This window comes from Desulfovibrio sp. ZJ200 (genome assembly GCF_011039095.1).
In the GTDB taxonomy this organism is placed as follows: domain Bacteria; phylum Desulfobacterota; class Desulfovibrionia; order Desulfovibrionales; family Desulfovibrionaceae; genus Desulfovibrio.
In genome coordinates this window covers 1-25858 of sequence record NZ_JAAKEH010000031.1, presented here as the reverse complement: position 1 = coordinate 25858, position 25858 = coordinate 1, and the positions used below count along the sequence as shown (strand labels likewise).

At 64.1% G+C, this 25858-nt stretch carries 26 protein-coding genes; 21 read left to right on the top strand and 5 right to left on the bottom strand.

Features of this window, described 5'->3' with window-relative positions:
• Nucleotides 1-87: 87 nt before the first annotated feature.
• The 4 genes from G7Y52_RS09875 to G7Y52_RS09865 all read left to right on the top strand — a co-directional run bounded on the left by G7Y52_RS09875 (nt 88) and on the right by G7Y52_RS09865 (nt 3798).
• On the top strand, nt 88-828 hold the full coding sequence (locus G7Y52_RS09875; protein ID WP_165071156.1) for a Maf family protein: 741 nt from the start codon (nt 88-90) through the stop codon (nt 826-828).
• An 18-nt stretch (nt 829-846) separates the two neighbouring features.
• Entirely contained in the window at nt 847-1023 is a 177-nt protein-coding gene (locus G7Y52_RS14985; RefSeq protein WP_206215255.1) for a hypothetical protein, read from the top strand.
• Between the two features lie 80 nt (nt 1024-1103).
• Complete coding sequence (gene acs, locus G7Y52_RS09870) at nt 1104-3155, top strand: acetate--CoA ligase (protein ID WP_165071154.1); 2052 nt, start codon at nt 1104-1106, stop codon at nt 3153-3155.
• A 397-nt stretch (nt 3156-3552) separates the two neighbouring features.
• On the top strand, nt 3553-3798 hold the full coding sequence (locus G7Y52_RS09865) for a FeoA family protein (protein ID WP_165071152.1): 246 nt from the start codon (nt 3553-3555) through the stop codon (nt 3796-3798).
• A gap of 49 nt (nt 3799-3847) precedes the next feature.
• Here G7Y52_RS09865 and G7Y52_RS09860 read toward each other — a convergent pair whose 3' ends face one another.
• The 4 genes from G7Y52_RS09860 to G7Y52_RS09845 all read right to left on the bottom strand — a co-directional run bounded on the left by G7Y52_RS09860 (nt 3848) and on the right by G7Y52_RS09845 (nt 12274).
• Nucleotides 3848-7153: an efflux RND transporter permease subunit gene (locus G7Y52_RS09860; RefSeq protein WP_277424303.1), complete on the bottom strand. Its 3306-nt coding sequence runs from the start codon at nt 7151-7153 to the stop codon at nt 3848-3850.
• On the bottom strand, nt 7150-10287 hold the full coding sequence (locus tag G7Y52_RS09855; RefSeq protein WP_165071149.1) for an MdtB/MuxB family multidrug efflux RND transporter permease subunit: 3138 nt from the start codon (nt 10285-10287) through the stop codon (nt 7150-7152). Before G7Y52_RS09855 ends, G7Y52_RS09860 begins: the two co-directional genes overlap by 4 nt.
• Before the next feature lie 135 nt (nt 10288-10422).
• The gene (locus tag G7Y52_RS09850) at nt 10423-11628 is read right to left on the bottom strand and encodes an MdtA/MuxA family multidrug efflux RND transporter periplasmic adaptor subunit (protein ID WP_165071147.1); all 1206 of its coding nucleotides are present in this window, start codon (nt 11626-11628) and stop codon (nt 10423-10425) included.
• Between the two features lie 265 nt (nt 11629-11893).
• Nucleotides 11894-12274 (bottom strand): NirD/YgiW/YdeI family stress tolerance protein, encoded by a 381-nt coding sequence (locus G7Y52_RS09845; protein WP_165071145.1) that lies wholly within the window; start codon nt 12272-12274, stop codon nt 11894-11896.
• A 505-nt stretch (nt 12275-12779) separates the two neighbouring features.
• Between G7Y52_RS09845 and G7Y52_RS09840 the strand changes: the two genes are divergently transcribed.
• The gene (locus tag G7Y52_RS09840; protein WP_241159695.1) at nt 12780-13106 is read left to right on the top strand and encodes a Lar family restriction alleviation protein; all 327 of its coding nucleotides are present in this window, start codon (nt 12780-12782) and stop codon (nt 13104-13106) included.
• Between the two features lie 402 nt (nt 13107-13508).
• On the opposite strand, the gene G7Y52_RS09835 is transcribed toward G7Y52_RS09840, so the two are convergent.
• Nucleotides 13509-14192, bottom strand: a complete 684-nt coding sequence (locus G7Y52_RS09835; RefSeq protein WP_165071142.1) for a helix-turn-helix transcriptional regulator — start codon at nt 14190-14192, stop codon at nt 13509-13511.
• A gap of 365 nt (nt 14193-14557) precedes the next feature.
• Here G7Y52_RS09835 and G7Y52_RS09830 point away from each other — a divergent pair, with 365 nt between their 5' ends.
• The 16 genes from G7Y52_RS09830 to G7Y52_RS09755 form a co-directional block, all read left to right on the top strand.
• A complete protein-coding gene (locus tag G7Y52_RS09830; RefSeq protein ID WP_165071140.1) occupies nt 14558-14797 on the top strand; it encodes a hypothetical protein in 240 nt (79 codons plus the stop codon).
• Nucleotides 14784-15359: a Mor transcription activator family protein gene (locus G7Y52_RS09825; protein ID WP_165071138.1), complete on the top strand. Its 576-nt coding sequence runs from the start codon at nt 14784-14786 to the stop codon at nt 15357-15359. The genes G7Y52_RS09830 and G7Y52_RS09825 overlap by 14 nt, the downstream gene beginning before the upstream one ends.
• A gap of 229 nt (nt 15360-15588) precedes the next feature.
• Nucleotides 15589-16269, top strand: a complete 681-nt coding sequence (locus G7Y52_RS09820; RefSeq protein WP_165071135.1) for a glycosyl hydrolase 108 family protein — start codon at nt 15589-15591, stop codon at nt 16267-16269.
• 63 nt (nt 16270-16332) lie between these two features.
• Nucleotides 16333-16644 (top strand): hypothetical protein, encoded by a 312-nt coding sequence (locus tag G7Y52_RS09815; protein ID WP_165071133.1) that lies wholly within the window; start codon nt 16333-16335, stop codon nt 16642-16644.
• Nucleotides 16645-16769: 125 nt separating this feature from the next.
• A complete protein-coding gene (locus G7Y52_RS09810; RefSeq protein WP_165071131.1) occupies nt 16770-17159 on the top strand; it encodes a DUF2730 family protein in 390 nt (129 codons plus the stop codon).
• The gene (locus G7Y52_RS09805; protein ID WP_165071129.1) at nt 17159-17488 is read left to right on the top strand and encodes a hypothetical protein; all 330 of its coding nucleotides are present in this window, start codon (nt 17159-17161) and stop codon (nt 17486-17488) included. Before G7Y52_RS09810 ends, G7Y52_RS09805 begins: the two co-directional genes overlap by 1 nt.
• A gap of 4 nt (nt 17489-17492) precedes the next feature.
• Nucleotides 17493-18851 carry a terminase family protein gene (locus G7Y52_RS09800; RefSeq protein ID WP_165071127.1) on the top strand — a complete coding sequence of 453 codons (1359 nt, stop codon included), beginning with the start codon at nt 17493-17495 and terminating at the stop codon, nt 18849-18851.
• Between the two features lie 118 nt (nt 18852-18969).
• Complete coding sequence (locus G7Y52_RS09795; RefSeq protein ID WP_165071124.1) at nt 18970-19506, top strand: hypothetical protein; 537 nt, start codon at nt 18970-18972, stop codon at nt 19504-19506.
• Nucleotides 19507-19555: 49 nt separating this feature from the next.
• Nucleotides 19556-19768, top strand: coding sequence for a hypothetical protein (locus G7Y52_RS09790; protein WP_165071121.1), 213 nt, complete (start codon nt 19556-19558; stop codon nt 19766-19768).
• Between the two features lie 3 nt (nt 19769-19771).
• Complete coding sequence (locus G7Y52_RS09785) at nt 19772-21667, top strand: portal protein (protein WP_241159693.1); 1896 nt, start codon at nt 19772-19774, stop codon at nt 21665-21667.
• Nucleotides 21668-21683: 16 nt separating this feature from the next.
• Nucleotides 21684-22016, top strand: a complete 333-nt coding sequence (locus G7Y52_RS09780; RefSeq protein ID WP_165071117.1) for a hypothetical protein — start codon at nt 21684-21686, stop codon at nt 22014-22016.
• Nucleotides 22006-22521, top strand: coding sequence for a hypothetical protein (locus G7Y52_RS09775; RefSeq protein WP_165071114.1), 516 nt, complete (start codon nt 22006-22008; stop codon nt 22519-22521). Before G7Y52_RS09780 ends, G7Y52_RS09775 begins: the two co-directional genes overlap by 11 nt.
• A 59-nt stretch (nt 22522-22580) precedes the next feature.
• Nucleotides 22581-23570: a major capsid protein gene (locus G7Y52_RS09770; RefSeq protein WP_165071110.1), complete on the top strand. Its 990-nt coding sequence runs from the start codon at nt 22581-22583 to the stop codon at nt 23568-23570.
• Nucleotides 23571-23672: 102 nt separating this feature from the next.
• Complete coding sequence (locus G7Y52_RS09765) at nt 23673-24104, top strand: hypothetical protein (protein ID WP_165071107.1); 432 nt, start codon at nt 23673-23675, stop codon at nt 24102-24104.
• Nucleotides 24105-24193: 89 nt separating this feature from the next.
• Nucleotides 24194-24784: a hypothetical protein gene (locus G7Y52_RS09760; RefSeq protein WP_165071103.1), complete on the top strand. Its 591-nt coding sequence runs from the start codon at nt 24194-24196 to the stop codon at nt 24782-24784.
• A 329-nt stretch (nt 24785-25113) separates the two neighbouring features.
• Nucleotides 25114-25858, top strand: a 745-nt coding sequence (locus G7Y52_RS09755; RefSeq protein ID WP_165071099.1) for a hypothetical protein, incomplete at its 3' end; no start/stop codon positions are given.

Below are 25858 nucleotides of genomic sequence, written 5' to 3'. Positions count from 1 at the left end.
CTTTTCGCGGCCTGCGTTTTGCCTCCACGTCCCGACCCGGCTTCTGGTGAAGGCCGAAGCCGGACCAGAGAACAAGGGAACAGAAGTATGAAAGCCTTGTTTGCGCTTGCCCCCGGAATCCGCCTGGTTCTCGCCTCGGGCTCGCCGCGCCGCAGGCAGTTTCTGGAAGAATGGGGCCTGCCCTTTGTCCCGGCCCGGCCGGATAAGGCAGAACCGCGTCCCGAACCCGGCGAGGAACCGCGGCAGTACGCCGTGCGCGCGGCAGAGGCCAAGGCTCTGGCCGTGGCCTGCCAACCGGCCTGTGCCGACGCCCTGGTGCTGGCCGCGGACACTGTGGTGGCCCTTGAGGGCGACATCCTGGGCAAGCCGCGGGATCAGGCCCACGCGCTGCGCATGCTTGAGCGGCTTTCCGGCCGCAGCCATGAGGTGATCAGCGCGGTTTGCCTGGTCTTGCCGCAGGGCAGAACGCCAGCCCCCGCGGCGGACGCGGGAAGGCCCAAAGCCGAAGCCGCGCCGCCTTGCCGTCCCGCGGCAGGCCTTGCCCCGCGCATGCGGACGGCAAGCGGCGACCGTTGCCGCCTGAGCCTCAGCGATACGAGCCGGGTCTTTTTTCACCCCTGGCCCAGTACAGTGCTGCGCGCCTATGTGCGCACCCATGAGCCTGACGACAAGGCCGGGGCCTACGCCATTCAAGGTCAGGGCGCCTTTTTGGTGGAACGGGTGGAAGGCTCCTGGAGCACAGTGGTGGGCCTGCCGGTCACGGCTCTGGCGCGGATTTTACTGGATCAGGGCCTGGTGCTGCCCGTTCCCGCCTGCAAAACGCTCTGAGATGCCTGCCCACGCGCTTTGCGCGCAAAAAAAGAGAAAAAAATTTTTGCAGCTCTTGTGATTTATTTCTCTTTACAAATCCCCTTCAAAAAAGCCCAAAGCCCCCATGCGGCAGCATGCCGACGGCAGATTGCGCTTTTCCGCACAACAATGACTGAAAGCCCAAACAACTTCAGAACGCTTGACGACGATTGAGAATCTCTTTACTCCGGTATCATGGCTAACCGTGCCGACTCTCTTTCGTTAACGTTTTGCACAGGCGGGAGGGCCCGATCATGTCTCAGGAACGGATCACCACATTGTTGACTGAGAAACGCAGCTATCTGCCGCCGGAGCACGGCAAATCCTCAGCCTGGATCTGCGGCCAGGAGGAGTACGACGCTCTGTGCCGCCGGGCTCTGGACGACCCCAATGACTTTTGGGGGGCGCGCGCTTCGCAGTTGATACATTGGTTCAAGCGCTGGGACAAGGTTCTTGATGCCGACGAGGAACATCACAAGTACAGATGGTTCACCGGCGCAAAGCTCAACGCGGCCTTCAATTGCATTGATCGCCATCTGATCTCCGGCCGCCGCAACAAAGCGGCCCTGATCTGGCAGGGCGAAAAAGAGATGGATGTCCGTTGCTACACATATCAGATGCTGTATACCGAAGTCTGCCGCGTGGCCCACGCTCTGAGCTCCCTGCGCATCCGCAAGGGGGATCATGTGGCGCTGTACATGCCCATGATCCCGGAGCTGGCCATTGCCATGCTGGCCTGCGCGCGCATCGGGGCCATCCACACCACCATTTTCTCGGGCTACGCCGAGGGCGGCGTGCGCAGCCGCATCCAGGGTTCCAAGGCCAGGGTGGTGATCACTGCCGACGCGGCGGTGCGCGCGGGAAAATTCAAACCGCTGAAGGCCAATCTGGACCCCATTCTGGAAAAATGCCCTTCAGTGGCCCACGTTGTCGTGGTCAGCCATGCCGGGCTGGACAATGTGAACATGCAGACCAACCGGGATGTCTGGTGGCATGATCTGCTTGACGATTTCACGCTCAACCCGGATTTCCCCTGCGAGCCCATGGACGCCAACGACACGCTCTTTCTGCTGCACACCAGCGGCAGCACGGGCAAGCCTGCGGGCATCATGCATTCCACGGGCGGCTACCTGACCTATGCGGCCCACACGACCCAATGGTGCTTCGACATGCGCGACGACGATGTGTACTGGTGCACGGCCGACACAGGCTGGATCACCGGCCACACCTACGGCATTTACGGGCCGCTGTCCCTGGGCGCGACAACCGTGATGTTCGAGGGCGTGCCCACCTGGCCCAAACCCGACCGCTACTGGCGCATTGTGGAAAAATTCCTGGTCAATATTTTCTATACCGCGCCCACGGTGATCCGTTCCCTGATGCGGCTGGGCGAGGCCTGGGCCGAGCGTTATGATCTGCGCAGCCTGCGCATTCTGGGTTCTGTGGGCGAGCCGATCAATCCCGAGGCCTGGCAGTGGTACCACAAGAACATCGGCGACGGCGAGCTGCCCATTGTGGATACCTGGTGGCAGACCGAAACCGGCGGGGCCATGATCAGCCCCATGCCTTACGCCACCAAGCTTAAGCCCGGCTCGGCCGCCAGGCCTCTGCCAGGCATTGACGCCGCGGTCATGGGAGCGGCCGGACGCGACGGCGAGGCAGCCGAAGAAGGCTGCAAAGCCGGGCATCTGGTGATCCGCCGCCCCTGGCCGGGCATGATGCTCGGGGTCTTCAACGACGAGGAAAAATATCAGTCCTATTTCAAACGCTTCGGCTGCTACGAATCCGGCGACGGCGCGGAAATTGATCAGGACGGCTACTTCTGGATTCTGGGGCGCATTGACGATTCCATCAATGTTTCCGGCCACCGGCTCTCAACAGCGGAAATCGAAGCCGTGCTGGCCGCCTGCCCGGAAGTGGGCGAAGCCGCGGTGGTGCCCATGCCGCACAGCCTTAAGGGCGAAGCCATTTACGCCTATGTGGTGACCCGCGACGAAGTGCCCTGGAGCGCGGATTTGCGCAAAAAACTGCGCGACACGGTGCGCCGCGACATCGGGGCCCTGGCCAGCCCGGAATACATTCAGTTTGTGGAGGCCATGCCCAAAACCACCTCGGGCAAAATCATCCGCCGCATGCTGCGCAAAATCGCAAGCGACGTCTCTGAGGATCTCGGCGACACCACGGCTCTGGCCGATCCCGACGTGCTGGACGCGATCATTGCCGGCCACCGGAATCTTTTGCAGGGCCGGCACGAAACCGCCCCCCTGGCTGGCGAGGAAGCAGGCGCGACCGCCACGAAAGCCTGACAATCGCTTGCAGGCCAGAAAAGGCGCGGGCCGCCGACGGATGCCGCGGCCCGCGCCTTTCAGCCCCGGACACCGGCAACGCTGCGGCGCGCCGCATTGCGCGCGGCATCAGAGCATGCGCGAGGCAACGCGCTGACATCTGCAAAAAAACAACAATTTGAAATTGACTTTCTTTTCTCTTGACGTATTCTGTAAAACAGGGCATAGTTCGCAGCACGTCAGTTATGTTTCCGGCACGACGCCCGTCAGATGTCGCCCCCGGCGGTTCACGGAAAGTTCCGTGCCGCAGACGTCGTGCCGGATCGAGAGAGCGGTTTGCTCATGAAATGAGCTAAACCGCTCTAGTGCCTTGCGTTCCACATTCCAGCCGGCATAAGCGCCGCAAAAAGGAAGCGCCATGAGCCAGATCGTCAATCTTCGCCAGATGCAGATCGGTCAGCAGGGGAAAATCGCCGCCGTGGAAGCCCTGGGAGAAATGGGCCGCCGCATCCGCGACATGGGCCTGATTCCGGGCACGGCAGTTTCCGTTGTGGGTCGCGCCCCACTCAAGGATCCGGTGGCATTGCGCCTTTCCGGCGTCACGATCTCGCTGCGCAACAGCGAAGCGGATTTCATCAAGGTGGATCTCTCCGGCGCAAATTGAAAATATCCATTTTCAATCAAAAAATGCTCTAAAAGCAATAGTTCTAGACTCAGCTTCTGCGGCTGAGGATCGCCAAACGCCCGGCCCTGGCGCGGCCATAGCGCAGCCGCCACCAGAAGCGCCGGGCGCGCAGGCGCGCGCGATCCAGACAAAGATAGACCACCGGCGTGGTATAGAGGGTCAGCAACTGGCTGACCAGCAGGCCGCCCACAATGGTGATGCCGAGCGGCTGGCGGATCTCCGCGCCGTCGCCCTGCCCGAGCGCCAGAGGCACGGCTCCGAGAATGGCCGCGGCCGTGGTCATCATTATCGGCCTGAAGCGGAGCAGGCAGGCCTCGTAAATGGCCTTGTCCGGCGGCAGATGCCGCATGCGCGAGGCCTCCAGGGCAAAGTCGATCATCATGATTGCGTTCTTTTTGACGATGCCGGCCAGCAGAAGCACGCCGATCAGCGCAATGACGCTGAACTCCATCCTGAAGAGCATCAGGGAGAGCAGCGCCCCGCCTCCGGCCGAAGGCAGCGTGGAAAGGATGGTCAGGGGATGGATCAGGCTTTCGTAGAGCACGCCGAGCACAATGTAGAGCGCGGCCAGGGCGGCCAGGATCAGGATGATCTGGCTGCTCATGGTGTCGCTGTACAGTTTGGCCGTGCCCTGGAAGCTGCCCACGATGGTGGAGGGCATGCCGATTTTGACCCGCGTTTCGGCAATGGCCGCCTGGGCCTGTGAAAGCGCTGCGCCCTGCTTCAAATTGAAAGAAATGGTCACGGCCGCGAACTGGCCCTGATGCGCCACGGAGAGCGGCGCAAAGGCCGGGCCCACCGTGGCCGCGCTGAGCAGCGGCACAAGGCCGTCCCTGCCGGGCAGATGCACTTTTTCCAGGGCCTGCGCGCCTTCCAGCCAGTCCGGGCCATATTCCAGCACCACGCGGTATTGGTTCTTGTCCTCATAGATGGTGGAAACCTGGCGCTGGCCGAAAGCATTGTTCAGGGCCGCGTCCACGTCCCGCATGGTCAGGCCCAGCCGGGCCAGGGCGTCGCGGTTGACCGTGATCATGGTTTGCAGGCCGCGTTCCTCAATGTCGCTGTCCACGTCCCTGAAAAGCGGCTGGCCGGCCAGGGCCTGCTGCAATCTGCGCCCCCAGGCGCGCAGCTCGTCCAGGTTGTCGGCCTGGAGCGTATATTGATACTGGGAGCGCGAGCCGCGCCCGCCCATCATGATATCCTGGGCAGGCTGCAAAAAGATCTGCAGGCCCGGTTCCGAGGCCAGCTTGCCGCGCAAACGGCCGATCACGGCCTGCGCGCCGATCCCGCGCTCCTCCAGAGGCTTGAGCGAGATGAACACCCCGCCGCCGCCCCGGCCGCCGGAAACATGCGCCGAGACCTGCTCCACAGCCGGATCCGCGCGGATCACGTTGACCAGTTTTTCCAGCTTGACCTGCATGGCCTGAAAGGAAGCGCTCTGATCCGCCCGGATGCCGCCCATGATCACGCCCGTATCCTGCTGTGGAAAAAAGCCCTTGGGCGCCACGATATACAGCCAGACATTGCCCGCAATGACCAGAAAGAGCGAAAACATGGTCAAACGCGGGTGGCGCAGCACCACGGCCAGACTTTTGGCGTAGCCGCGCTGCATGCCTGCCAGCATGCCGCCCCAGGCCTCGCCCAGGCGCGCGCCCCAGTGCCGCAAAAGGCGGAGAAATCCCGTGCGCGTTTGCGGCAGGCCCTGCTTGCGGCGGGCAGGCCGCTCATCCACGGGCCGCAGCAACTGCGCGCACATCATGGGCGTGGTGCTCAGGGAGACCAGCATGGAAACCAGCACCGCAGTGGTCAGCACCACGGAAAACTCGCGGAACAGGCGGCCCACAATGCCGCCCATGAATAAAATGGGCGTGAACACCGCCACCAGCGAAAGGGAAATGGACACCACCGTAAAGCCCACTTCGCGGGCTCCGCGCAAGGCCGCGCGCAGCGGGCTTTCGCCCATTTCCAGGCGTCGCACGATGTTTTCCAGCACAACAATGGCGTCGTCCACCACAAAGCCGGTGGAGACGGTCAGGGCCATGAGCGAGAGATTGTCCAGGCTGTAGCCGCAGAGGTACATGACCCCGAAGGTGGCGATCAGCGAGACGGGCGCGGCCACCGCCGGGATGCTGGTGGCCCGGCCGTTGCGCAGAAAGAGAAAGGTCACCAGCACCACCAGGGCCATGGACAGGAGGAGGCTTTTTTCCACCTCTTTCAGCGAGGCGCGGATGGTCAGGGAACGGTCCATGCGCAAGCCCAGATTCGCGCTCTCCGGCAGCCAGGCGCGCAACTGCGGCAGCATGGCCTTGACCCGGTCCACGGTCTCAATGATGTTGGCGCCGGGCGAGCGGAAAACAATAAGCAGAATTGCGGGCCTGCCATTGGCGACAGCCATGTTGCGCACGTCCTGCGAAGAATCCTCAACCCTGGCCACGTCCGCAAGGCGGATGGTTCCGCCCTCGTTCCGGGCCACAATCAGCGGTTTGTAGTCCTCAGCCTTGCGCAACTGATCGCTGGCCCCCACGAGCCAGAAGGAATGCTCGTTTTCCAGCATGCCCTTGGGCAGAAAGGCATTGGCCGAGGCAAGCGCCTTGCGCACATCCTCCATGCTCACCCCGGCGCGGTTCAGTGCGTCAGGAATGACCTGCACGCGCACCGCGGGCAGGGCTCCGCCGCCCACAGTCACCTCGCCCACGCCCGGAATCTGGGAGATTTTCTGGGCCAGCACCGTGGAAGCCGCATCGTACAACTGGGCGCGGGTCAGCACATCCGAAGTGATCGAAAGAATCATGATCGGCGCGCCCGCGGGATTGACTTTGCGGTAGGAGGGATTGGAAGGCATGGTCGGCAAGGTGGATCGCGCGGCGTTGATGGCCGCCTGCACGTCGCGGGCCGCGCCGTCGATGTTGCGATCCAGATCGAATTGCAGAATGACATTGCTGGAGCCCAGACTGCTGGAAGAGGTCATTTCCGTGACCCCGGCTATGCGCCCCAGGGCCCGTTCCAGGGGCGTGGCCACAGTGGCGGCCATGGTTTCCGGGCTGGCTCCGGGCATACGCGCGCGCACCACCACCACGGGAAAATCCACTTCCGGCAGCGGCGCCACGGGTAACAGACCAAAAGCCACCAGGCCGGCAAGGGCAATGGCGATGGTCAGCAGCGTGGTGGCCACGGGCCTCCGGATAAAAGGCGCGGAGATGTTCAGGGGCAGAAATTCCGGGCCAAAGCGGCGGCGGCCGCCTTTGGCCGCGTCTCTGCCGCGTCGCCGGGGCCCCTGCCCTTGCTCCTGGCCGGACGTTTGAAGCGCGCGCGGCGGTTCAGGCGTCGGGCTCATGCGCCCTCCCCTTGCGCCGCGGCCCCGGGCCCGGCCGGCGAGCGCCGGCGGCGCAGCCTGCGGCTGGCGCGATCAAACCAGAGATAGATCACCGGCGTGGTGAAAAGCGTCAACACCTGGCTCACAATCAGGCCGCCCACCATGGTCACGCCCAGGGGCCGCCGCAGTTCCGCGCCCATGCCCCAGCCGATCATCAGGGGCAGGGCCCCGAGCAGAGCGGCCAGAGTGGTCATCAAAATGGGCCGCAGCCGCAGCAGGCAGGCCTGACGGATGGCGGCCAGGGGCGGCTTGCCCTCCTGCCGCTCGGCCTCCAGGGCAAAGTCGATCATCATGATCGCATTCTTTTTGACGATGCCGATCAGCAGAATTATGCCAATGATGCCCACCACGCCCAGCTCCATGCGGGCCAGCATCAGGGCCAGCAGAGCCCCGACGCCGGCCGAGGGCAGGGTGGAAAGGATGGTCAGGGGATGGATATAGCTCTCATAGAGCACGCCCAGCACAATGTACATGGTCACCACAGCCGCCAGAATCAGCCAGACCTGATTGTCCGTGGAAGAGAGAAAAGCCTGGGCCGCGCCCTGAAAGCGGGTTCGCAGGGCCGGGGGCAGCCCGAGATCCGCCTCCGTGGCCTGCACGGCCCTGACCGCCGCGCCCAGCGAGGAGCCGGGGGCCACATTGAAGGAAATGGTGGCCACCGGAAACTGGCCCTGACGCGCCAGGGAAAGCCGGGCCGGGCGTTCCTCCACCGTGGCGACGCTGGTCAGGGGCACGGGCTTGCCGTCGCCGCCCCTGACATAGATGTTTTCAACGGCAGCCGGGCCCAGGCGGAAGCGCGGGGCCACTTCCAGCACCACCTTGTATTGGTTTGTCTGGGTAAAGATGGTGGAGATCAGGCGCTGCCCCAGAGCGTCATACAAGGCATTGTCGATATCCGACATGCTGATGCCGAGCCGCCCGGCGGCGTCGCGGTTGATATGCAGATAGGCCATGCGCCCGGGGTTCTGCAAATCGCTGGTCACATGGGCCAGCTCCGGGCGCGCGGCCAGGGCCCTGACGATGCGCGGGACCCATTCGGCAAGCTGCTCCCGGCTCAGGGCTTCCACCGTGAACTGGTACTGGGTGCGGGAAACGCGGTCCTCAATGGTCAGATCCTGCACGGGCTGCATGTAAAGCGTGAGCCCGGGCAGGGCGTCGGCCCGCGCCATGAGCCGCCGGGCAATGGCCGGAGCGCGGGCGTCGCGCTCAGACAGGGGCTTGAGCTCCACTGTCAGGCGCGAGGTCCCCAGGCTCTGATTGACGCCGTCCACGCCCACAAAAAAAACCACGCTCTCCACGGCCGGATCTTCGAGGATCAACCTGGAAAGCTCGCGCTGGCGGCCTGCCATGGCCGCGAAGGAGGTATCCTGCGGCGCTTCCAGAATGCCCTGGATCACGCCCGTGTCCTGCACCGGGAAAAAGCCTTTGGGAACCGCCAGATACAGCAGCAGGGTGAGCGCCAGGGCGCCCGCGGCCACCCCGAGGGTCAGGGGCTGATGCTCAAGAACCCAATCCAGTTTGCGCTCGTACCAGAGGATCAGGCGGTTGAAAAAGCGGCCGGCCTCCTTCTTTCGGGTCGCGCGCCCGGGCCGGAGCATGACCGCGCAGAGCATGGGCGTGAGCGTCAGGGAAATCACGGCCGAGATCAATATGGTCACGGCCAGGGTCACGGCAAATTCGCGGAAGAGCCGCCCCACCACGTCGCCCATGAACAGCAGGGGGATCAGCACGGCCACCAGGGAAACGGTCAGGGAGATGATCGTAAAGCCGATCTGGCCCGCGCCCCTGAGCGCGGCCTGAAGCGGCTTTTCGCCCTGCTCCAGGTAGCGGGAAATGTTTTCGATGACCACAATGGCGTCGTCCACCACAAAACCGGTGGCAATGACCAGAGCCATGAGCGTCAGATTGTTCAGGGAATAGCCCGCCAGATACATAATGCCCAGAGCGCCCACCAGAGAGAGGGGCACGGCCAGAGCCGGGATGATGGTGGCCTGCGCGTTGCGCAGAAAAATCCAGATCACCCAGATCACCAGGGCCACGGCCAGAAGCAATTCCAGTTGCACGTCGTGCACCGTGGCGCGGATGGTGGTGGTGCGATCCGTGACCACGCGCACGGCCACGCTGCCGGGCAGGGTCTGCTGCAATACGGGCAAAAGACGGATCACGCTGTCGGCCACGCTGATCACATTGGCCCCGGGCTGGCGCTGCACCGAGAGCACAATGGCCGGCTGAAAGGGCAGCCCGTTTTTGCCGTTTTCGCCTTTTGAGGCCACATAGGCGGCCAGGCGCGCGTTTTCCGCGCCTTCCAGCACGTCGGCCACGTCCTTGAGGCGCAGGGGCGCGCCGCCCTTGTAGCCGATGATGGTTTGGGCATACTCTTGGGCCGAGGCCAGCTGATCGTTGGCGTCAATGCTGCTGGCCCGCTCCGGCCCGTCAAAGCTGCCCTTGGCGTCGTTGACGTTGGCCGCGCTGATGGCCGAGCGCACGTCGGCCAGGGTCAGGCCCGCGTTGGCCAGGGCCTTGGGGTTGACCTGCACGCGCACCGCCGGGCGCTGCCCGCCGGACAGGGTGACCAGACCCACGCCCGGCAGTTGCGAGATCTTCTGGGCCATGCGCGTGTCCACCAGATCTTCCAGGCGGGTCAGGGGCATGGCATCGCTGGTCACGGCCAGGGTGACAATGGGCGGGTCGGCCGGGTTGACCTTGTTGTAGACCGGCGGATTGGGCAGATCCCTGGGCAGCAGATTGTCCGCCGCGTTGATGGCCGCCTGCACCTCCTGCTCGGCCACGTCCAAAGGCACGGAAAGGTCGAACTGGAGGGTGATCACCGAGGCCCCGGCCGACGACAGGGAACTCATCTGCACAAGCCCCGGCATGATCCCGAACTGGCGCTCCAGCGGCGCCGTGACCACGGCCGCGATCACGTCCGGCGACGCGCCGGGGTACAGGGTCTGGACCTGGATGGTGGGATAATCAATCTGCGGCAGGGCGGAGACGGGCAGGGAGCGGTAGGCCAAAAGCCCGGAGAGCAGCAGCGCCGCCATGAGCAGAGAGGTGGCAATGGGGCGGAGAATAAAGATGCGGGAGAGGTTCATGCTATCTCCCCTGCCCGCGCAAAAGAAGACCGGGCTTGTGGCGCCACTGTCGTTTTTTTATGCCCTGCGCCCGCGGGGCAAAAAAATCCCGTCCACGCATCAGGGCCACAACCCTGCCCACGGCGCGCAGCCGGATCACTCCGCAGCCTCCGCCCTGGGCGTTGCCACGCTCGCCGCCACCCTGACCGCAATCCCGTCGCGCAGACGGTCCAGGCCGTCCACCACCACCACTTCGCCGGGCCTGAGCCCCTTGTCGATGACGGTCAGGGCGTCCGTGCCGATGCCCGGCGTCACTGCCCGCACCCGGGCCACGTCCTCCCCTGCCTCATTCCTGCTCACCACATAGACGTAGGAACCGCGCGAGCCGAGCTGCACCGCCGAAGAGGGAACAGTCACCGCATTTTTGAGCGTTTGCGCCAGGAGCCGGGCGTTGACGAACTGGTTGGGATAAAGCGCGCCGTCCCTGTTGGGAAACAGGGCTTTCAGCCTGACCGTGCCTGTGGCCGCGTCAATCTGGTTATCCAGAGAGATCAGCGTGCCCACGGCCAGCAAATGCTTCTGCTCCCGATCCCAGGCCTGCACCGGCAAAGGCGGCAGCGCCGGGTCCCGCTCGCGTTGGGCCAGGGCCCTGGCCACCAGGGGCACCTGGCTTTCGGGCAGGGTAAAAAGCACGTTGCAGGGGCTGACTTCAGTGATCCGCGCCAGCCCCTCGCTGTCCGAGCTCTTGATCTGATTGCCCTCGTCCACGTGGCGCAGGCCCAGGCGGCCTCCCACAGGCGCGGTGATCCGGCTGTATTCCAGTTGCAGGCGCGCCGAATCCACGGCCGCCTTGTCCGCCTCCACCGTGCCTTCGTACTGGCGCACCAGGGCGCGCTGGGTCTCATACTGCTGGGCCGCGATAAAGGCGCCCCTGGCCAGCCTGGCGTAACGCGCCAGATCCTGCCGGGCATTGTCCAACTGGGCCTGATCTCTGGTCAGATTGCCCTGGGCCTCGTCCAGAGCGGCCTGGAAGGGGCGGGGATCGATCTCAGCCAGCAGATCCCCGGCCCGCACGCGCTGGCCTTCCCGGAAATGCAGGCGAATCAACTGCCCGTCCACCCGACTGGTGACCAGCACGTCGCTGGAAGGGACCACTGTGCCCAGGCCGTTGAGAAAATGCGGCACATCCTGGGCCACTGCCGTGGCCACGCGCACCGGCGGGGCCTCCATGCCCATCCTGGGGCGCTCATCCCCCCCGGCAAAAAATATCCGCCAGATCAGGACGAGCGCCAGGAGGATCAATCCCGGCCAGATATAATTACGGAAACGGCCGCCCGTGCCTTTTCGGGCCAATGCCATCATTGGATTCTCCTTGATATGGGAGAAAGATCACCCGAAAGATCAGGGCTGACGCATCTGATAGAGCATTTTGCTGATTTCAGCAGCAAAACGCTCCGGGGACACGCGTTCAAGAGCCTCGGGACTGCGGGCCGCAGGCCAGATCGGCCGCGCGGCCCCGGACTTCAGCAAATCATGCGGGCCACGGCTCTGCACGGCCCTGGTCAGGCGACTGGGCGGAGCCGTCAGGCGGCGGCCGGGAGGGTGTGCCGGCCGCCGGTTCTGCCGTTTACTGCAGGACTTCCAGGATCTTCACGTCAATCTCGGTGGGTCCCATCAGATCCTTGTCCACCTTGCCGGAAAGGCGCACGCGGGTCTGCGGGGTCACAGTGCGGCCCGCGAAAACCTTGTGGTCAATATCCACGACAACCTGGCCTGTGCTGTCCTTGAAAAGATATTTGTCGTCGCTGCCGGCCTGTCGCTCCGTAATATTGCCGGTCAGCATCACCGGCGTGTCATCCGAGGCGTCCAAAGCCTTTTTCACGGTGTCGGCCTGCACGCCGGACGTGGGCCCCTGGAAGCCGCCCGCACCGCCGCCGGGACCTTCAAAAGCCGCCTGCGCGGGCACTGCCAGCAGAAGCGCAAACAAGAAAGAAAGCAGATAACGCATAGTATCCTCCTGAATCAGGAATGGGTAAAGTTATGGCCGAAACGAGCCGGATTGCCGCATCCGATCACGCACATCCTGTCTGACCCGGTCTTTTCGACGCAGTGTCGCGTCACGCGACAATTGTCGCAGGCCCGCACGGGGATGCGCGCCATCACTGTCGCCGGGATCAGCCGAAACGGATCACACGGCCGGCCTTGCGGCAACGGTTGCACGCTCTGTTTCCGTTGCCGGCCCATATACTTTCGCAAATATTGCACAAGGTTTCAATGCCTGGCCCATGCAAGGGCAGGGCAGACGCATCATATACGGCAGCCCTGCCCGGGCGTGCGGGCCTCTGCGGCCTCCAGCGGCGCTGCGCCCGCGGGCAGGGCCAGCATGGCTGCCAGAATGAAAAAAAGCAAATAACGCATACCGACCTCCCGCGCTTTTCAAGCCTGCCTGCGGCTGATCCCTGTCAACGGAGTGCGTTCTGTTCAAAGCCTGGCGCAAAAGATGTCAGCAACGCATGAGCCTGTATCGGAGATCCGCAATTCTGCGGCGCTTGTGGAGCATGGGCAAAGCTGCTATGCTGCGGCCCATGAAAGAGCTTGATCCGCATACCATCCGGCCCTGCCTTGTCTGCGGGGGCGCCAATGTCCATCTGGAATCCCTGTTGCCGCCCGGACGGCGGCAGGAAGTATGGCGCGTGGTCTGCGCCTGCGGCCAGACGTCCCAGCAGTGGTCGGTCTCGCAGGGGGCGGCCATCCGCGCCTGGAACCGCAATCTTGCCCAGGCCGATGGCATTGCCCCGGAGAGCGCGCCTGCATCCTCCCCGGACAGTCTGAAAAAGTAACCTGTGGCGTCGGCCCTTCCGGCTCCGCCGCTCCGGCCTTTTTTGCCCGCCGTCCAGCCAGGCGGCAGCGGCGCTCCGTTGCGGCCCGACGCGGCGCGCGCATTCGGCAAGGCGTAGGGCATATTGCTTTTGAAACGCCCGCTCCGGCGGCAGGGCCGCGAAAAACCGGAGTTTTCGGCCAGGTGATTTCCGTCCATCGCCCGCGAGGCGGGTTATGAAAGAAACTCGCCACACTGCTCTGACGAGCCGGCTGTGGGCAGGCCTTAGAGCATTTTCTCTTTGAAAATGCTCTGCTGACGCGGAAGCGGCAGCCGCCGCAACGCGGCGTACATTCAGGCGAAAACCGCGTTTTTCGCCTGAATGCCACCTTTGACTTTCATAAAAAGTCAAAGGTAATCTGCTCTAGTCCAGCTCACGGCCGACCCACACCGCCCGCCCGATAATCCGTACCAGATCCGCAAGCTGCTCGCCGGTTTCCGCTTCAATGGGCGCGTAAGCCGGGTTGACGCTGCTCAGAATCAGCTTGCCCGGCACGGCATTGACGATCTTCAGATAGACCATATCCTCTACGCCCACGGCATAGATCCGCCCGGGGGCAGGCTCGCGCTGCGCCTGATCGATGAGCACCACGTCATTGTGCAGGATACGGGGCTGCATGCTGTCCCCGGACACCCGCAAAAGCGCCATCCGGGCCGGATTGCCCTTGCGGTGCAGAAAATCCCAGCGAAAAGCGTAATGCCGCAATACCTCGCCGCTGGTTTCAAAGCTGCCCGTGCCTGCCGAAAGCCGGGCCTCCACCAGGGGCACCATTACCAGGCGAGCCTCCGCCGTATCCGGCGCATCACCGTCCGCATCGCCCTTGCCGGCCAGCAGCCAGTCCAGCGTGCAGCGCAACGCCTCGGCAAGACGCACCGCATACTCGCCCTTGGGCAATTGCCGGTTCTCATATTGCTGGATGGTAGTCAGGCTCACGCCCACCCGGGCCGCCAATTCCTGCTTGCTCAAACCAAGGTGGAGCCGGCGGCGGCGCAGGCGTGCGGCGAATTCTTTCTGCAGGCCGAAAGGGTTCAATGGGGCTATGGTCATGGCACTCCCATATTTAACTCAATAATTCAAGAATGTTCTGTGAAAATCTTCAGGACAAAGTACCGGATTCCCCTTTACGCGCCGGAAAAGTGTTTATTCCTGCAAGAATTCTTTATATAAAAATAGTCTATTTTTTTTCAGAAGGCAATAGATCCCATGCAAATGCGCCTTTTTTTGAGGCTTTTTGCGCCTGTTCCCGGAAAAATGGGGGAAAATCGCGCTTTCTTTTCATATATTATCTATTATTTCAGTAGGATAAAATTTTTCTTCTATTTTAAAAATTTTTCTTGTATAAAAAATACATAATTTATATTTTACAAGCAAACGATTCAAGCGAACAAAAAATTTCTGAAAAGGGGTGCGACATGTCGGAACTGCATGATGAAATCCAAAACCTGAGCGCTGTGCTGGAGAGCCTTCAGCCCGGCATCCGCGCCTCCCAACGGCCTGTGCTGCGGCTGGTGAGCAATCATTTGCGGCTGCTGGCCCAACTGCTTGACAAACGCGACATTGCCGCACCGGCTGCCGCGCGGCAGGGCACGGGCCCGACCGGCGCGCCTGCCTTTGCCTGCCGTGCCTCTGAGGTGGCCCATGTGCGCCAGTGAGTCCGCGGCCCGCGCGGGTCGTCCGGCGCGGGCGCGGGATCGCGGCGCCTGGGGTCATGCCTTGCGACTCTCTGAGGAGGAACGCCGCTGGCTGGAAATTCTGGATCAGCTGCCGGAGAACGCGCGCCAGCTCTGGGAAGCTCTGAAGGATGTGCCCGAGCTTTGGCGCGTGCTGCACTGCTATGGCGGCCGCAGTCTGCGCATTCCCCGGACGGTTCCCGGCGATCGCAGCCATCCCCTGCGCCGTCGTCTGGGCCTGCGCTGCCTGCGCAAGCTCATGGCCGCTTTCGGGGGCACCAGCATCTATGTGCCGCGTTGCAACGCACTGCTGGGACGGCTGCGCCAGCGCGAAATCATTGAAACATTCAGCAGAAACACCTCGCACGGCACAAGCAGCACCGCCGCCGTGGCCGCGTTGGCCCAGCGCCACGGCATGTCTGATCGCCGTATCTGGCAGATTCTCAAAAAGGAGGCTTCGGCCCCGTCCACTGCGCGCGTGCTGTACCGTTTGGGGGACTCCGCAGCCCTGAGCGCTCCCGACGATACCGACAACCCTCTGTAATCCCTGTCAATCTCAAGAAAAACCATGCCCCGGAATTTTTTAAGCCCGCGAGATCGCGGGCCTTTTTTTTTATTTTTCAGGGAAGTTGCCCCGGCTCGGGCGCGCTGACCCGCGGCCTGCAAGGATTTGACGTTACTGAAACCTTTCAGTCTTACGCGGAACAAACTTTTTGGCATGGTTTGCACACGCGCCTGATTGGCGCGGACAAACCCTTGTTCAGGAGTCTGCCATGTCCACTGTCTTTCAACTGGCCCATGCCTTCACCGCGCGCTGGGAGGGCTGCCTCTCCGACCATCCCGCTGATCCCGGCGGCATCACCAGGTACGGCGTCTCCCTGCGCTGGGTGCAGGATCTGGCCCGCCAGGCTCGCGAGGAATGTCGCCGTCTGGCCCGCGCCTGCGACGGCTGCGCCGCCCGGAGCACGCCCGAGTGCGGCTACTACAGCCTGGATCTGGATATGGACGGCGACCTGGACGCCGACGATATCCGGGCCTGTACCAAAGCCCAGGCAGCCGCGCTGTTCAAAAAACATTTCTGGGACAAGCTCGACTGCCGCAACCTGCCCCTGCCGCTGGCCGTAACCCTCTATGACGGCGCGGTGAACATGGGCCCCGCGCGCGCCGTGCGCCAGTTGCAACGGGCCATGAACACCACGGGGGACGCCCAGCTCGATCAGTACACGCCCATTGCCGAGGACGGGATTATGGGCCCGCGCACCGGCGAGCTGGCCGAAGCCCTGCAGGAAGCCGGTCTGGAATTCTTTGCAGCCCGCCAGACCCTGCGCCTGCGCGACGCCTTTTACCGCGATCTGGCGGCCCGTCGGCCCTCCATGAAAGTTTTTCTCACGGGCTGGCGCAATCGGGTCAAGGCTCTGGCGCACTATCTGGCGGAACTGGAGCGGGAAAACTGAGAATCGCTCGACAGCCTGCCCCGCCGCGGCAACGCGCTGCCGAAAAAAAGAGGAGGCAAGGTCATGTGGACATTGCTGGGAAAACTGCTGGGCGGCCTCGTGGGCGGCGTGCGCAAAGCGCTCCCGGATCGCAACCGCCAGAACGACGCGCAAAGCCGGATCAACGAGGCTGAGGTTTCCGGCGCGCCGCGCAGCTTTTTGCGGCTCTGGCGCGCCTTTCTGGGGTGGATGCTGAGCCTGCTTTTCGGCTGGGAGGTGGTGGGGCGGCTGATTGTGATCCCTGTATTTTTTCCGGACTGGGGCAAGGAGCTGCCGCCTTCTGCCCTGGATCAGATCATGGCGCTGCTGCTGGGCATGCTCGGCCTGGGCTTCTGATGCGCCTTTCCGTTCCCCGGCTGCGTCATCCGGCACGGCGCGCCGCTTGCCGTGCCTGCCGGGAAACGGACAGCCCGCTTCGGAAAAAAGAGCGTTCTGCACCGATCATCACATAGAGGTTTTTCATGACTCACGACATTTTCACTTCTCCGGGCGCGTCGCTTTTGATCCTGATCGTCCAGGGCCTGTTTGCCTGGGCGCTCTGGAGCCTGCGGCGCGCCTTTGTGCGCGGCGACGAGTATCTGCTCCACCTCCAGCGCGAGGCCCGGCGCGAGTCTGCCACGACCCGCCGCCTGACCGCCCTGGAGGAGCACCTGCGCCAGTCGCCGGACAGCACGGAACTTGCGGATCTGCACAGCGAGCTGGCCGCGCTGCGCGGTGAAATGCAAACCCTGAACGCGCGCATCTCCGGTCTGGACCGCCTTTTGGAACGTCTGGAGCACGGCCTGGATCGGCAGGAAGACCGGCTGAGACTGCTGCCGCCCCCGGTCTGCGCAAGCGGAGGCGCGCGCTGATGGCCCCCCGGCGCGCCATAAGCCGCAAGGCTCTTCTGGAAAGTCTGGAAAAACGCCTTACTCTGCTCGCGCAGACCCTGGATGTGGCGGAAATCGCGGAAAAAAGCGTAGAGATCGTCAAGGAAATAAAAGAATTGCACGCCCTCTTGCGCTCCATCCGCGAGCCGGAGACCGCGGCCGCCCAGCGTCTGGTAGTGGTCTGGGGCGGCCCGGAGCAGCAGGGATCTTCCGCTTCAGGCCCCGGCCGCCTTGCCGCTTCCCCGCTTTCCGCGAGCGCGGCTCCGCGCGGCTCCGAAAATGAAACCACTGACCAGGCGCCCCGGAACTGAAGCCATGCCCCACGTCATTCCCTATTGCCCGCGCCCGTTGCAGTGGCGCTTTCACGAGCAACGCACCCGTTTTTGCGTCCTGCTCTGCCATCGCCGTTTCGGCAAGACCGTGGCGGCAATCAATGATTTGATCCGCGAGGCTCTGCGCCGGGGCGGAGAGGACTGGCGGGCAGCCTATGCCGCGCCTTTTCTGGGGCAGGCCAAGGCCGTGGCCTGGGACTACTGCAAACGCTTTGCCGGAGCCGTGCCGGGCACGCGCTTTCTGGAAAACGAGCTTTCCTGCATCTTGCCCAACGGCGCGCGCATCCGCTTGCTGGGCACGGAAAATGCCGAGGCTCTGCGCGGCCTGTATCTGGATGATCTGGTCCTGGACGAACCCGCGGACATGCCGCGGGAAGTCTGGAGCCGGGTTCTGCGCCCCATGCTGGCCGACCGCCAGGGCCGGGCGCTGTTTTGCGGCACCCCGCACGGCGTGGACAATCTGCTCTATGACGTCTGGCAGCAGGCCGCGCCCGAATCGTCCGACATTTCGCACAACGGGCCGGGCGCGGCTGCGCCCGGGCAATGGTCGCGCTTTTGCTTCCCGGCTTCGCAGACCGGCTATCTGCCCGAGGCGGAGCTGGCTGCCGCGCGCCGAACCATGAGCGAAGCCGAGTACCAGCAGGAGTTTGAATGTTCCTTCGCGGCCGCCCTGCGCGGGGCCTATTACGCCCCCCTGCTGGACATTGCCGAAAAGGAGGGCCGGATCGCCCCGCTGCCTCACACCCCGGATCTTCCGGTGCACACGGCCTGGGATCTGGGCATGGATGACGCGACGGCCATCTGGTTTTTTCAGGTGGAGCCCTCGGGCAACTGGAGGATCTTGGACTATTACGAGGCCTCGGGCGAGGGACTGGCTCATTATGCCCGCATCCTGCGGCAAAAGGCCCTGCCGCCCGGCGCCAGGGCGGAAGACGGCAGTAGCGGCCGCGGCTTCTGTTATGGCCTGCATCTGGCCCCGCAGGACATCCGGGTGCGCGAGCTGGGCACTGGCCAGAGCCGCCTGGAGAGCGCGGCCCGCCTGGGCATCCGTTTCAGCCTGGCCCCGGCCCTGCCCCTGGCCGACGGCATTGACGCCACGCGCAACGCCCTGCCCCGGTTCTGGTTTGACGCCCGGCACTGCGCCGCCGGTCTCAAGGCCCTGCGCGCCTACCGGCGGCTGTGGCGGCCGCGTCAGGAAAGTTTCAGCTCCGGCCCGCTGCACGACTGGGCAAGCCACGCGGCCGACGCCCTGCGCTACGCGGTCACCGGCTTCCGCCCGCAGGAGTCTGCCGGGGGCGGCCCGCGCAAGGCCCGCGTGCGTTATGACCTGTTCGGAAACTGACGGGCAGTTGCCCAACCTTTTGAAAAGCAACAGGCGCTGCGTTTTTGGCACACAAACCCGGCGCTCCCATTGTGCGCCGGGGCCGAAATGCCTGCCGGCCTGCTCCAAGGAGGCTTTCATGCGCTTCATGTACCGCCCGGCCCGCAGCCAGGCCCAGATCGACGAGCCCTATGCGCGCATGCGGGCGGAAGGCTTGCTGCCCTATGCCATGTATGCCTTTGCCGATCCCGGCCTGGAAGACTGGCGGCGCGTCACGGCCCCGGAAAAGGGCCTGCTCCTGCGCTGCGAGGATGCGCAGGGGCGACTGCTGGCCTGCGGCCTGTTTTCGCCCCTGCTGGGAAAAATCTGGCAATTCGACTTCACGGCCTTCCGCGAGTCGGCGCATCTGGCTCCGCTCATGGCCCGGCAAGCCTTTGCCTGGATTTTCGACCGGCAGGACTGCGCGGGCATCATGGGGCTCTGCCCCGCGCCCAACCGCCATGCCTGGCGTCTGGCAGAGGCCGTGGGCTTCAACGTTCTGGGGCGCTTGCCCAAAGCCTGCTTTTATGCCCGCAAACAAAACTATGTGGACGGCGTGCTCGTTCTCTGCACGCCCCGGTCGCTGGCAAGCGCCACGAGCCTTGCCAACGGCGACAGTAGAGCAGCTTTGAAATGATCCAGAGCATTTTCAAAGTGAAATGGCTCCAACACAAAAGGAGGTCATCATGGGATTCGGAGGAGGCGTCAGCACGCCCGACATTCCCGCGCCCGCGCCCGCGCCCAAGCAGGAAATTCAGAAACCCGTCACCGAGGCGGCCACTGCGGCCCGTCAGGCGCAACGGGACAAGGCGGCCAAGGCCGCGGGCATCCGCGGCTCCATCTACACCAGCCCGCTGGGCCGCGCGGACAACAGCCGCAAAACCCTGTTGGGACAATGAGCCATGACGCGCCATGCAAACTCTCGGCTTACGGGCCGCGTCACGCCCCCGGAGGGCAGCAGGCAGGGCCTCCCCACAGCCGGGGCAACGCCCGCCTGGGGCGACACGCCCCCGATCCGGGCCGATGTGCGCGAGCTGGCCCGCCGTTACCGGGCCCTGCTGCGCCGCCGCGCGCCCTGGGATACGGCCTGGCAGAGCCTGGCGGATCACTTTCTGCCCACGCGCTGCCGTCTGCATCCTCACGAAGAGGAGGCGGCGGAAAGCCCCATGCTCAACCGGAATCTCGTGGATGCCACGGGCATTCTGGCCATGCGCACCCTGGCCGCCGGGCTGCAGGGCGGCATGACCAGCCCGGCGCGGCCCTGGTTCCGACTTTCCCTGGATGACGCGGATCTGGCCAAGAGCCGCAGCGGCCAGGTCTGGCTGGATGAGGTAGCCTCGCGCATGCGGGTGGTTTTTCAGCGTTCCAATTTCTACAACGCCATGCACACGCTCTACGCGGAACTGGGCACCTTCGGCACGGCTTTTGCCTTTGAACTGGCCGATCCGCGCTGGGGCTTCCGCTTTGTGCCGCTTTGCGCCGGTGAATACGCGCTGGACTGCAATGTCCACGGCCGGGTGGACACGGTTTTCCGCCGCTCGTCCATGAGTCTGCGCCAGATCGTGGAGGCTTTCGGCGCGCGCGCCCTGCCCGAGGGCCTGCGCCAGTCGGCCCGGCGCAATCCCGACGAGCGCCATCTGGTGATCCAGGCGGTCTATCCCCGCGCTGGCCGCAATCCGGCCCTGCTCACGGCAGAGCACATGCCCGTGGCCTCGGTGCACTGGCTGGAGGGTCGCGAGGGCGGGCAGCATGCGTTGCGCGAGTCGGGCTTTACGGCCTTTCCCGGTTTCGGGCCGCGCTGGGATGTGGCCGGTGGCGACGTGTACGGCCGCTCCCCGGCCATGGACGCCCTGCCCGACTGCCGCATGCTGCAACAAATGGGCATCACCACGCTCAAGGCCATCCACAAGGCCGTGGACCCGCCCATGAGCGTGGCGGCCGGGCTCAGATCCGTGGGTCTGGATCTCACGCCCGGCGGCATCAACTATGTGGAAAACCTGCCCGGCCAGAGTCCGCAGGCGGCCACGCCCCTGCTCCAGATCAAGCCGGATCTGGCCACAGCCCGGCAGGCCATGGAGGCCGTGCAGAATCAGATCCGCGCCGGCCTGTACAATGATCTCTTCAAGCTGATTCTGGAAGGCCGCTCCAGGGTCACGGCCAGCGAGATCGCGGCCCGGGAAGAGGAAAAACTGGTGCTCATCGGCCCGGTGCTGGAGCGCCTGCACGACGAGCTGTTCATCCCGCTGATCGACCGCACTTTTGCCCTGATGCGCGGGCTGGACATGCTGCCGCCCTGTCCCCCGGAGTTGGCCGGACGCCATCTCAAGGTGGAATTCGTCTCTCTGCTGGCCCAGGCCCAGAAGCTGGTGGGCGTGAGCGCGGCGGATCAGTATCTGGCGCTGACCCTCAAGGCCTCCGCGGCCTGGCCCGAAGCCCTGGACAGTCTGAATGTGGATCACCTGCTGGATACCTACGCCGACAGTCTGGGCCTGCCCGTGAGCCTGACCCGCCCGCCCGAGGAGCGGCAACAGCGCCGGGAAGCCAGAGCCGAGGCCACCAGAGCCGAATCCCTGCTCAAGCAGGCCCGGGAAGCCGTGGAACTGGTCCAGGGCCTGGCCCGAAGCCCGCTGGGCGGAAATGCGGAAGGCAAGGGCGGCAGCGTGCTGGACGGCCTGCTGGGCCTGCTCGGGCAGGCCGCGCAAGGCCAGGTCGCCGGGCCGCAATTGCAGACGCGCGACGCCGGCAGCCCCGGCGAGCGCCCTGCCGGCGCGGCTGCGCCGCTTTGCACGAAACAGTAAGCCCGGAGGCTCGCTGATGGATGTTTTTGCCCCGTATGAGCAGGCGGATGCACGCAATGATCAGGCCCGGCAACGCGCTGACTTGTGCCATCGCCGCCTGCGCGCGGCCGTGGACATGCTTATGGAGAGCGCCGACGGCCGCCTGCTGCTGCGCTGGCTGCTGCAGCTCAGCCAATGCTTCTGCGCCCTGGAGCCTGCCGCTTTTGACGGCGCAGGCGCGGCTCACCACCTGTTTTTTGCCGAAGGCCGCCGCTTTGTGGGCATGCAGCTTCTGCGTCTGGCGCAGGACGCCGACCCCGGCCATCTGCCCAGGCTGATCCAAACCAAGGAGGACGACGATGGAATCTGAAACGCTTTACACCACTCCGGGCACGGAAACGGCCGCGCCTGCGGATATGCCGGAAAACAAGGGCCCCGTCGCCCCGCTTGCGTCCGACGCCGCGCGCTTTTCCGCCGGTCAGAGTTCCGCGCAAAGCCCGGCGCAGGAGCCGGACGCGCAGGTCGCCGCGCTGCTGCGCGAGCAACAGGCCGCGCAGCAGTTGCAATGGCAGGAGCAGGTCAGCCGGTGGCGGCAGGAAGTGGCCCAGGACCCGGAGCTGGGCGGCGAAAATCTGGCTGCGTCCGTGGCCCGCGCCCAACTGGCCCTGGATCGTTTTGATCAGGATAAAAGCATCGGCCGCCTGCTGGAAGAAAGCGGCTACGGCAACCATCCGGCCATAGTTCGTTTTTTCAACCGCGTGGCCGACGCCCTCATGGAGGACAGCCCGGCTCAGGGCCTGCCGGACGGCGGCATGCCGCCGCTTGAGGAGCGCATGTATGCGGGCTGGTCTTCGGGCAATGCGGATCTGGCCTGACTGACGCCTCCTGTTTTCGGTACAAACGCGGAACATTTATAACCCAAAAGAGGATATGCATGTCCAATTCCCTTGGTTTCGTGGTTTCCCTGGCGGAAATGGAACAGTTCTACCGCGGCAGCAAAGCCGGGCAGATCATTGAGCTGATGAACAAAACCAACGACATCATGGATGATGTGCTCTGGATGGAGGCCAACCAGTCCGACGGGCATCTGACGCGTATCCGCACGGGCCTGCCCGAAGTGTACTGGCGGCGTCTTTACCAGGGCACGCCGCCCTCCAAGTCGCAATGGAGCCAGGTCAAGGAAGGTTGCGGCATTCTGGAAGCGATCATGGAGCTGGACGTGGAAGAGCTGCGCCTTTACGGCGGCCGGGACAAATCCTTCCGCATGAGCGAGGGCGTGGCCTTTGCCGAGGCCATGCGCCAGAAGGTCGCCTCCACGCTCTTTTACGGCGACAGCAATCTGAATCCCGATGAATTCAACGGGCTGGCCATGCGTTACCCGGCCCAGGACGCCCAGAACGTCCTGGATGCGGGCGGGCGCGAGGAGGGCGCCTGCGCCTCGCTCTGGCTGGTGGCCTGGGGGGCCCAGGCCGTGCACGGCATCTATCCCAAAAACAGCACCGGCGGCCTTTCGCACGAAGATTTGCACACCTACATGACCCAGGACCCGGACGGCCGCAAATATCAGGTCGTAGGCGACAAATACAACTGGCGCTGCGGGCTGGCCGTGCGCGACTGGCGGGCCGTGGTGCGCATAGCCAACCTGCCGGTCAAGGATCTGAACAAGCGCAAGGGCCAGAGCGGCTTCATCGATCTGCAAAAGCTGACCATTGAAGCCAAGAACCGCATGCCCCAGCACTTGCGGCAAAAGGCCGTGTGGTACGCCAATGCCGATGTGCTCACGGCGTTGGAGCTGCAAAATTCCGATGCGGGCAATGTGCAGTTGCAGTACGGCGAATTTTTCGACGCCAAGGCCGTGCCCGTGCTGCACGGGCGGCCCGTGCGCCAGTGTGACGCGATCCTCTCCACGGAAGACGCCGTGTAGCGCAATGGAATTTTAAAAAGGTTCCCGCAGGAGCTGCCGGAAGGCACGGCAAGCTCTTGCGGGACAGCCCCAAAAGACATTTTTCCTCCCACAGGAGTTCTCATGGCCATTATCGACCGCAATGCCGTTTTTTTTGAAGGTCCGCTGACTGCCGACGCCCAGGGCTCGGCCGTGGCGCTCACCGCCCTGAAAATTCCCGGCCGCATGGAGCCCATGCCCATGCGCGTGTCCGTCACCGAAGCGTTTTCGCCCGAACAGGTCCAGACGCTGAGCCTGACCCTGGAGGAAGCCGACAGCAGCGACGGCGCATGGTCAGCCGTGCCGGGCGCATCCTGGACCGCAACGGGCGAGGATCTCGCCCTGGGCGCGCGCCTGGGCCCCCGCTTTCTGCCCCAGGGCGTGCGCAAGCCCTGGCTGCGCCTGGTTTTCAACCTTGCGCCCCGGACCGGACAGAGCGTGAGCAAGGGACAAATCTTCGCGGCCCTGCTGCGCGAGGAGGATTGGCCCTATGAGCCGGCCCTGCAGGTGAAATAGGGCCGCCTGAAAATTCCGTGGCCTTCCTTACGGATCGCGCAGTGCTTCATTGCGCGATCCGTTCCCCCTTTTTCCTGCAAGGGAGCAGCATGACTATTTCGCAGATTTCCATCTGGAACCGCGCCCTGGGTTTTCTGGGCACGCGCAGCGTGGCTTCGGAGCGGGAAAACACGCCCGAGGCTCTGCAATGCCGCCTGTACTGGGATTCGGCGCGTCGGCAGGTTCTGCGCGACTTCCCCTGGAACTTTGCCCAGCGCCGGGCCTGGCTTGCGCGTGTGCCCCTGCCCGACGGTTTTGCGCATGAATTCCGCTTTGCCTATGCCCTGCCCGACAACTGCCTCAAGGCCCACGAAGTGCGTCACGAGGGAATTTCCGCGCGGCCCTTCTGCCTGGCGCGGAATGAGGCGGGGGACGCGTCCCTGCTGGCGACGGACGCCGCGCGCGCTCTGCTGCTCTATACCGAAGATGTACAGAGCAGCCGCCTGTTTGACGATCTTTTCGCGCACATGCTGGCTCGCAAGCTGGCGGCCCTGATCGCGGTGCCTCTGCTCAAGAACAACAGCCAAAAAGTCAGCGAGCTGGAACAGCTCTACGCCCAAAGCCTGCCGCAGGCTCGCCAGGCCACGGCGTCCGAGCAGCGTTCCCGTCAGTTGCCCGATGCCTGGCTTGAAGCCAGATAGAGCATTTTGCTTTTGAAATTATTCAATTTCAAAAGCGGCGCTGCCATCATTTCGCCTGAAAAGCGTGGTTTTCAGGCTCATTCGGCGCGGGCGTCCGCTCCCGCGGCCGCCAGAGCGGTTGCCGTTTGCAACAGCAAACCGCTCTAGCCAGGGTCAGCCCTCATGCCGTTCACAGCACGACGCGCCGCGAAGCAACGTGGATTCCGGAAAAAAGCCGTTTTTTCCAAAATGCTCCGGATGAAAATGAACCCGTTTCAATCCGCCAATACGTTGGAAACAAGCGCCTGGCCGGAAAAACAAGCAGACAGGCTCTGCGCAGGAGACGTTCCATGACCTTGGACACAGCAGTGAGCAAAGCTCTGTATCTGGGCAACGGCACAGCCAGACAATTCCCCCTTGACTTCAAGGTCTGGGATGCGTCCGAACTTTTGATTTCCGTGAGCGGCAAGGGCCGCGAAGTCCTGGATGTCACCGCACAGTGCGACATCCGACTCACCGACTCGGGCGGCATTGTGACCTATCCGCGCGAAGGAGCGCCGCTGCCGGAGGGCTGCACCCTGTCCATTGTCCGCAATATGCCCTTTACCCAGGGCATTGATCTGGTCAGCGCCTCCCGCTTTGATCCCCAGGTCATTGAGGATGGCCTGGATCAGGCCACAGCCGAACGCCAGCAATTATTGGAACAGCTTTCCCGCGCCGTGATTCTCCCGCCCACCAGCCGGGAAAGCCCGCAGCAGGTGGTGGAAAACGTCTATGCGGCCAGGGATGAAGCCGGGCAATCTGCCAACCGCGCCGCCGCTTCCCAGGCCGCAGCCGCGGACTGCGCAGCGCGGGCCTGTGACTGCGCGGATGCGGCGGCAACGGAGGCGGACAGGGCCAAGTCCGAAGCCGACCGGGCGCAAAGTCTGGCGAACATAGGCCCGGCCACGCCGGACAGGCTGGGCATGGTGCGCGTGGGCCAGGGCATCGGCGTTGACGAAAATGGCGCCATCTCCATCAATCCTTGGGACATTTTTCCCTTGCGTGTACCCATCGCAGTGGACGGGGTACGGTTCGGTGGTTCAGACGGTCGTC

Excerpts from the sequence above, each read along its gene's own strand:
- G7Y52_RS09835 (WP_165071142.1), bottom strand. The coding sequence starts at position 14,192 with ATGACCATAGCCCCATTGAACCCTTTCGGCCTGCAGAAAGAATTCGCC.
- G7Y52_RS09815 (WP_165071133.1), top strand. The coding sequence starts at position 16,333 with ATGTGGACATTGCTGGGAAAACTGCTGGGCGGCCTCGTGGGCGGCGTG.
- G7Y52_RS09860 (WP_277424303.1), bottom strand. The coding sequence starts at position 7,153 with ATGAGCCCGACGCCTGAACCGCCGCGCGCGCTTCAAACGTCCGGCCAG.
- G7Y52_RS09825 (WP_165071138.1), top strand. The coding sequence starts at position 14,784 with ATGTGCGCCAGTGAGTCCGCGGCCCGCGCGGGTCGTCCGGCGCGGGCG.
- G7Y52_RS09785 (WP_241159693.1), top strand. The coding sequence starts at position 19,772 with ATGACGCGCCATGCAAACTCTCGGCTTACGGGCCGCGTCACGCCCCCG.
- G7Y52_RS09865 (WP_165071152.1), top strand. The coding sequence starts at position 3,553 with ATGAGCCAGATCGTCAATCTTCGCCAGATGCAGATCGGTCAGCAGGGG.
- G7Y52_RS09780 (WP_165071117.1), top strand. The coding sequence starts at position 21,684 with ATGGATGTTTTTGCCCCGTATGAGCAGGCGGATGCACGCAATGATCAG.
- G7Y52_RS09820 (WP_165071135.1), top strand. The coding sequence starts at position 15,589 with ATGTCCACTGTCTTTCAACTGGCCCATGCCTTCACCGCGCGCTGGGAG.
- G7Y52_RS09800 (WP_165071127.1), top strand. The coding sequence starts at position 17,493 with ATGCCCCACGTCATTCCCTATTGCCCGCGCCCGTTGCAGTGGCGCTTT.
- acs (WP_165071154.1), top strand. The coding sequence starts at position 1,104 with ATGTCTCAGGAACGGATCACCACATTGTTGACTGAGAAACGCAGCTAT.
- G7Y52_RS09845 (WP_165071145.1), bottom strand. The coding sequence starts at position 12,274 with ATGCGTTATCTGCTTTCTTTCTTGTTTGCGCTTCTGCTGGCAGTGCCC.
- G7Y52_RS09775 (WP_165071114.1), top strand. The coding sequence starts at position 22,006 with ATGGAATCTGAAACGCTTTACACCACTCCGGGCACGGAAACGGCCGCG.
- G7Y52_RS09760 (WP_165071103.1), top strand. The coding sequence starts at position 24,194 with ATGACTATTTCGCAGATTTCCATCTGGAACCGCGCCCTGGGTTTTCTG.
- G7Y52_RS09840 (WP_241159695.1), top strand. The coding sequence starts at position 12,780 with ATGAGCCTGTATCGGAGATCCGCAATTCTGCGGCGCTTGTGGAGCATG.
- G7Y52_RS09830 (WP_165071140.1), top strand. The coding sequence starts at position 14,558 with ATGTCGGAACTGCATGATGAAATCCAAAACCTGAGCGCTGTGCTGGAG.
- G7Y52_RS09805 (WP_165071129.1), top strand. The coding sequence starts at position 17,159 with ATGGCCCCCCGGCGCGCCATAAGCCGCAAGGCTCTTCTGGAAAGTCTG.
- G7Y52_RS09855 (WP_165071149.1), bottom strand. The coding sequence starts at position 10,287 with ATGAACCTCTCCCGCATCTTTATTCTCCGCCCCATTGCCACCTCTCTG.
- G7Y52_RS09810 (WP_165071131.1), top strand. The coding sequence starts at position 16,770 with ATGACTCACGACATTTTCACTTCTCCGGGCGCGTCGCTTTTGATCCTG.
- G7Y52_RS09875 (WP_165071156.1), top strand. The coding sequence starts at position 88 with ATGAAAGCCTTGTTTGCGCTTGCCCCCGGAATCCGCCTGGTTCTCGCC.
- G7Y52_RS09765 (WP_165071107.1), top strand. The coding sequence starts at position 23,673 with ATGGCCATTATCGACCGCAATGCCGTTTTTTTTGAAGGTCCGCTGACT.
- G7Y52_RS09795 (WP_165071124.1), top strand. The coding sequence starts at position 18,970 with ATGCGCTTCATGTACCGCCCGGCCCGCAGCCAGGCCCAGATCGACGAG.
- G7Y52_RS09770 (WP_165071110.1), top strand. The coding sequence starts at position 22,581 with ATGTCCAATTCCCTTGGTTTCGTGGTTTCCCTGGCGGAAATGGAACAG.
- G7Y52_RS09790 (WP_165071121.1), top strand. The coding sequence starts at position 19,556 with ATGGGATTCGGAGGAGGCGTCAGCACGCCCGACATTCCCGCGCCCGCG.
- G7Y52_RS09850 (WP_165071147.1), bottom strand. The coding sequence starts at position 11,628 with ATGATGGCATTGGCCCGAAAAGGCACGGGCGGCCGTTTCCGTAATTAT.